The sequence below is a fragment of the Streptomyces sp. NPDC059649 genome, assembly GCF_042734445.1.
GTDB lineage: Bacteria > Actinomycetota > Actinomycetes > Streptomycetales > Streptomycetaceae > Streptomyces.
In genome coordinates this window covers 23,963-29,962 of the sequence record NZ_JBHWDV010000070.1, presented here as the reverse complement: position 1 = coordinate 29,962, position 6,000 = coordinate 23,963, and the positions used below count along the sequence as shown (strand labels likewise).

The following is a 6,000-nucleotide window of genomic DNA, read 5'->3' as shown; positions in this document are numbered from 1 at the left end:
CGGGAGGGGACGGGCCGGAGGGGCCGGTTGTGTGGACGTAAAGCGAAGCAGTCCACACAACCGGCCCCGGAGGACCGTCACCGCACCCACCACAACCCAGCCCGCCGCTGGGGGTACCTCCCACGCCCTTTAGGCAGTGGGGGAGCCACGGCGAGAAACCACCGCGGCGCCGCAGACAGGTACGTGGGCGGCGCCGCCAAGCGCAGCGGAACGGCGAGACGCCCCGCGGCGGGAAAGACAGGTACGTGCGGGGGCGCCGCAAAGCGCAACGGCGAGAAACCACCGCGGCGCCGCAGACAAAAACGTGGGCGGCCCGCCAAGCGCAGCGGACGGGTCAGCGAGCCGTGAGGTCCCCGTACCCCACGATCTCCCGCGGGCTGCGGGCCGCAGGTCCCACGTACCGGGCCGACGGCCGGACCAGTCGGCCCGTCCGCTTCTGTTCCAGGATGTGCGCGCTCCACCCCGCCGTACGGGCGCACGTGAACATCGACGTGAACATGTGCGCCGGGACCTCCGCGAAGTCCAGGACGATCGCCGCCCAGAACTCGACGTTGGTGGCCAGCACCCGGTCGGGGCGGCGGTTGTGGAGTTCCTCCAGCGCCGCCTTCTCCAGGGCCTCGGCGACCTCGAAGCGCGGGGCGGCCAGTTCCTTCGCGGTGCGGCGGAGCACCCGCGCCCGCGGGTCCTCCGCGCGGTAGACGCGGTGGCCGAAGCCCATCAGCCGCTCGCCCTTGTCCAGCGCCTGCCGGACGTAGGCCCCGGCGTCACCGGTCCGCTCGATCTCCTCGATCATGCCGAGGACCCGGGAGGGGGCGCCGCCGTGCAGCGGGCCGGACATCGCGCCGACCGCCCCGGACAGCGCCGCGGCGACGTCCGCGCCGGTCGAGGCGATGACCCGCGCGGTGAACGTGGAGGCGTTCATGCCGTGCTCGGCGGCCGAGGTCCAGTACGCGTCGACGGCCTTGACGTGCTTGGGGTCGGGCTCGCCGCGCCAGCGCTTCATGAAGCGCTCCACGACCGTCTCGGCCTTGTCGATCTCCTTCTGCGGCACCATCGGCAGGCCCTGCCCGCGCGCCGACTGGGCGACGTACGACAGCGCCATGACCGCGGCCCGGGCGAGGTTGTCGCGGGCGGTCGCCTCGTCGATGTCCAGCAGCGGTTTCAGGCCCCATACGGGCGCGAGCATCGCCAGTGCGGACTGCACGTCCACCCGGATGTCGCCGGAGTGCACCGGGATCGGGAACGGCTCGGCGGGCGGCAGCCCGGGGTTGAACGCGCCGTCGACCAGCAGCCCCCAGACGTTGCCGAACGACACGTGTCCCACGAGGTCCTCGATGTCGACCCCGCGATAACGGAGCGCGCCGCCTTCCTTATCCGGTTCGGCGATCTCCGTCTCGAACGCGACAACTCCCTCGAGTCCGGGTACGAAGTCGGACATCAGGCGGCTCCTCAAAATGGGGTCGGCGTCCGGTCCGTGACCGGCTGCCGTGCGGTCGGGTCTGGTGCGGTGCCGGAGCGGTTACGCGGCTGCGCCGGGCAGCTCGCGGTCCGTTCCGATCACCCGGGTGATGCCCCGCCAGGGCATGGGTCACGCGAGGTGCTGCCCGCGGTGGGTCGGGCCGCGGGCCGGCGGACGCGGTGTCGTGCGGTACGGAGGTGCGGTGCGTCCCGTCAGGGGTGATTGCGTCCCGTCAGTCCGGACGGAACACGATAGCTTCCCCTGTCCGGGGGCCACAGTGGGCCGGGCCATGATTTTGGCGGGTCCCCCACCTGCGGGGAAGCGTGAGATCCGGCACACTGGTCGATTTGCCGACGGGAGGGTTACGGCTGGTCGACGGGGGGCAGACTTCCGCCCCTCCCAGCTGACCGCGTCCCGGGTGATGTTGCAAGATGAGGCCGTGCACCCAGCCGACGCGCATCATGAGATCCCCGATCCCTCCTCCATGCGGGCGCACTACCGCGCCGAGGGACTCGCCGAGTCCGACCTCGCCGCCAGCCCGTACGACCAATTCGCGCGCTGGTTCACGGACGCGACCGTGGCCCGTCTGCACGAGCCCAACGCCATGGTCGTCTCGACCGCGGACGCCGCCGGCCGGCCGAGCTCCCGGACCGTGCTCCTCAAGGGCTTCGACGACCGCGGCTTCGTCTTCTTCACGAACTACCACAGCCGCAAAGGCCGCGAACTCGCCGAAAACCCCTATGTTTCGCTGCTGTTCCCCTGGCACCCCCTCGCGCGCCAGGTCGTGGTGACCGGCACCGCCGAGCGCATCGGCCGGGACGAGACCGCCGCCTACTTCCGCACCCGCCCGCACGGCTCCCAGCTGGGCGCCTGGGCCAGCGACCAGTCCGCCCCGGTCGCCTCGCGCGCCGAACTGGAGCAGGCCTACCAGGAATTGGCGGCCCGCTACCCCGAGGGCGAGCAGGTGCCCGCCCCGCCGCACTGGGGCGGCTACCGCGTCGCCGCCGAAACGGTCGAGTTCTGGCAGGGCCGGCACAACCGGCTGCACGACCGGCTCCGCTACGTACGGGAGAAGGCGGCCGACGCGGGCACGGGGGCCGGGGCCGCCGAGATCACCTGGCGGGTGGAGCGCCTGGCGCCCTGACGCGTCTCGCGGCGCGGGGCGGCGCGGGGCCGGCGGTCCGGAGATCGGCACCTGGCGGCCGTGAGGGCGGCGCCTGGCGGCTGGGAGGCGGCGCCTGGTGGTCGGGAGGGTGGCCCGTTCGGCCGGGAGGACAGCGACGGTGCCCGGCGGTCCGGAGCGTGGCACCACCTGGAGGCCGGGGGACAGCGACGGCGCGCCCGGCGGGCGGCGAAACGCAGACGACCCGCGGGCTGCTTCCTCCGCGCTCGGTGGCGCAGAGGGCCGGTCGGACGAACCGGCAGCCCGCGGGTCGGGTGACTGCTTGGGATTGGCCGGCTGCGCATCTGCAGTATGCGCTGGTCCGGCGCTGCACTTCGGTGAAGCGTCGGGCCGCTAGCCCGCAGCCACCTCACGCGTCCGGTGCGAAATCATCTGCCGAACCACCTCCCTTCTCGTGTGCTCCACACATTAGGAAGCCGGTCCGCTCCGCACAACGGTTTTTTTCCGGGAACAACGATTTCCGGGAAACGGGTGTGTTGCAGGTCACGGTCCAGTTGAATGTGCCCAGGTGAGGCACGTGCAGCCGGTTCGTGAGGGGTGCCAGTGACTGCTTCGTCGGCTTCTTCCGGTCTTTCGTCCGGTGCGTCGGTCCCGGCGCGCCGCGCCACCGAGGAGTCCGACGACTCCGGACTCCTCGCGGCCCTCCTCGACGGCATGGACGCCGCCCTGGTCGCCTTCACGGCCGACCGCACGGTCACCCACTGGAACCACGAGGCCGAGCGCATCCTGGGCTGGACCGCCACCGAGGCGGTCGGCCGTACGGGCCTGGCCGGCTGGGCGGTCCGCAAGGAGGACGCGGGGAGCATCGACGCCCTCCTCCTGGCCGCGATGCGCTCACCGGGCCGCCAGGTGCACGAATTCGCCCTGCTGACCAAGGACGGCCACCGGGTGCTGGTCCGTACCCAGTGCTCGGCGGTACGCGGCCCGGACGGCCGGGTCGCGGGCGCGTACTGCGCCTTCAGCGAGGTGCACACCCAGATCGACCTGGAACGTTCCATCGCGCTCAGCGAGGCGCTCTTCGAGGACGCGTCGTGGGGCGTGGTGCTGGTCGACGCCGATCTGCGGCCCGCGGTCGTCAACGCCCACGCCGCCCGGACCCTGGGCGTGGGCCGGACCGCCTTGTTGGGGCGGCCGCTGGGCGAGCTGCTGGACCAGGGCGTCGAGGAACTGGAGTGCGCCCTTCAGCACGTCCTGGGCGAGGGTGCCCCGCCGGCCGTCGCGGAATTCTGGGTCACCCTCCGCTCCGAGGACGCCGAGCACCCGCGTCGCTGCTGGCGCAGCGGTTTCGTCCGGCTGGCCTCCCCACTGGCGGAGGAGCCGGTGCCGCTCGGCGTCGCCTGGCTCTTCCAGGACATCACCGACGCCAAACGCGCCGAGCGGGACGGCTCCCTGCTCCGCTTCCGGGCCCACCAGCTGCACCGCGCCGGCCGGGCGGCCGCGGAGTGCCCGGACCCGTCCGAGGCCGCCGCGGTCCACCTCGACTTCGCCCTGGCGGGCTTCGCCGACCACGGCCTGGTCGACCTCGCCACCCAGCCCGCCCCGGCCCCGTACGGCACGGCCACCGCGGACGACACGTACGAGATCGACGAACACGACGACATCGACGAGCTCGCCAAGATCGCCAAGATCGACGAACACGACCAGATCCCCAAGGTCGACAAGAACAACGACCCCAACGACCCCAACGACGCCGACGACTCGTACGCGAGTGACGAGTCGTCCGCGGGTCACGACGCGGGCGGGGGCCACGACGAGGGCGAAGGGCATGGCGGCGCGGGCGGAAGCCACGGCGACGCGGCCGGGAGTCACGGCACGGGCGAGGGTCGTGGCACGCGCGAAGGTCCTGGCACGCGCGAGGGTCGTGGCACGCGGACGAGTCATGGCGAGGCGCGCGGGGGAGTGGGCGGCGAGGGCGCGGGGGCGGAACCGGGCGGGGAGGCGCGGGCCGGGGCGCCGCGCGGGCTGGGGCTGGTGCGGACGCTGGCCTCCCCGGCCGGCTCCCCGGGGCCCTGCGTGGCGCTCACCGCGACCGGCATCCCCGTGCCCTACGCACCGGGCCACCCGGCGCTCCAGGCGTACGAGCGGCGCGGCTCGGTCCGTACGAGCGCCGGGGGCGCCGCGCCCGAGAGCTGGGCGGCGGCCCGCCACTGGCCGGACGGCACCGTGCACGGCCTGTGCGTGGTGCTGCGCAGCCGCGGCCGCACGCTCGGCGTGCTGACGTTCCTGCGGTCGCCGGCGCGCCGCCCCTTCGACCGCGCGGACGCCGACTACGCCGAGGAGGTCGCGGCCCGTATCGCCGCGGCACTGGACCTCGCGGGCGCGGCGTCCTGCTGACCGCTCGCGGCCCCGGTGTGCGGACCCGCTCGAACCCTGTTCAGGTCCGGTAGAAGATCCGGTCCGCGTAGTCGCCCATCACCCGGGCGTTCCAGTCGTGCCCGCCGTCGACGTTGCCGGAGCGCAACAACGGCGGGTCGATGCCGCGCTCGGCGAGTGTGCCGGCCGCGGTCGCCACCACGGCCTGCATGATCGCGCTGGTGACGACCGTCGAGGCCGGTGCGAACGGCGCGTCGATGCCCGGCAGCGTCAGCTCCGCGTCGCCGACCGGGATCCGGCTGTCCAGGACGAGGTCGCAGTGGTCCCTGAGGAAGCCGCCCGACGCGTGCCGGGACTTGGTGGCCTCCGCGTACGCCACCGAGGTCACGCCGATGACCTTGATGCCGAGGGCCCGGGCGTTCATCGCCATCTCCACGGGGAGTGCGTTGCGCCCCGAGAGCGAGATGATCACCAGCACGTCACCGGCCTTCAGCGGGCTGGTGTCCAATACGGCCGCCGCCAGCCCGTCGACGCGCTCCAGGGCGCTGCCGAGCGTCGCCGGCCGTACGTCCACGCCGACGACCCCGGGGACGGAGAGCAGATTCATGATCGCCAGGCCGCCGGCGCGGTAGACCGTGTCCTGCGCGGGCAGCGAGGAGTGCCCGGCCCCGAAGGAGAAGACCCGGCCGCCCGCCACGACGGTGTCCGCGATCAGCCGCCCGGCCGCGGTGATCCGCTCGCCCTCCTCGTCGCGGACCTGCCGCAGCAGCTCGATCGCGGCGTCGAAGTACGTCCCGGCCAGCCGGTCACTGCGGTCACTGCCGTCCCTACGGTTGCTGCGGTCACTGTCAGCCATTGCCGCGGGCCCTCCCTCTCCTGGGGGTCTCGTGTGCGCTCTCGTGCTCTTGGTGCGGTGCGGTGCGGGGCGGGGTGGTCTGGTCCGGTTCGGGGCGGCTCGGTGGGACGGACCGGCCGGGAGGGCGTGCGGTCCAGTTAGGGGCGGGTCGGGGCGGGTCGGGGCGGTGCGGGGACTGTGGGCGCGGGT

4 protein-coding genes and 1 pseudogene are annotated in these 6,000 nt (G+C 73.4%); 3 read left to right on the top strand and 2 right to left on the bottom strand.

The window, feature by feature from the left end; all coding sequences use genetic code 11:
* Positions 1 to 334: 334 nt before the first annotated feature.
* A complete protein-coding gene (locus ACFV1J_RS36740) occupies positions 335 to 1,438 on the bottom strand; it encodes a citrate synthase 2 (RefSeq protein WP_385865709.1) in 1,104 nt (367 codons plus the stop codon).
* Positions 1,439 to 1,880: 442 nt separating this feature from the next.
* Here ACFV1J_RS36740 and pdxH point away from each other — a divergent pair, with 442 nt between their 5' ends.
* From pdxH to ACFV1J_RS36725, 3 genes and pseudogenes are all read left to right on the top strand, one after another.
* Positions 1,881 to 2,603 (top strand): pyridoxamine 5'-phosphate oxidase, encoded by a 723-nt coding sequence (pdxH, locus tag ACFV1J_RS36735; protein WP_385865707.1) that lies wholly within the window; start codon positions 1,881 to 1,883, stop codon positions 2,601 to 2,603.
* 582 nt (positions 2,604 to 3,185) lie between these two features.
* Positions 3,186 to 4,166, top strand: a pseudogene (locus tag ACFV1J_RS36730) (PAS domain-containing protein); the annotation flags it as partial.
* A 375-nt stretch (positions 4,167 to 4,541) separates the two neighbouring features.
* The gene (locus ACFV1J_RS36725) at positions 4,542 to 4,976 is read left to right on the top strand and encodes a GAF domain-containing protein (RefSeq protein WP_385865713.1); all 435 of its coding nucleotides are present in this window, start codon (positions 4,542 to 4,544) and stop codon (positions 4,974 to 4,976) included.
* Between the two features lie 40 nt (positions 4,977 to 5,016).
* On the opposite strand, the gene ACFV1J_RS36720 is transcribed toward ACFV1J_RS36725, so the two are convergent.
* Positions 5,017 to 5,811: an SIS domain-containing protein gene (locus tag ACFV1J_RS36720; protein ID WP_385865706.1), complete on the bottom strand. Its 795-nt coding sequence runs from the start codon at positions 5,809 to 5,811 to the stop codon at positions 5,017 to 5,019.
* Between the last annotated feature and the right edge of the window lie 189 nt (positions 5,812 to 6,000).

Coding starts and splice junctions, on each gene's coding strand:
- ACFV1J_RS36740 (WP_385865709.1), bottom strand. CDS start 1,438: ATGTCCGACTTCGTACCCGGACTCGAGGGAGTTGTCGCGTTCGAGACG.
- pdxH (WP_385865707.1), top strand. CDS start 1,881: ATGTTGCAAGATGAGGCCGTGCACCCAGCCGACGCGCATCATGAGATC.
- ACFV1J_RS36720 (WP_385865706.1), bottom strand. CDS start 5,811: ATGGCTGACAGTGACCGCAGCAACCGTAGGGACGGCAGTGACCGCAGT.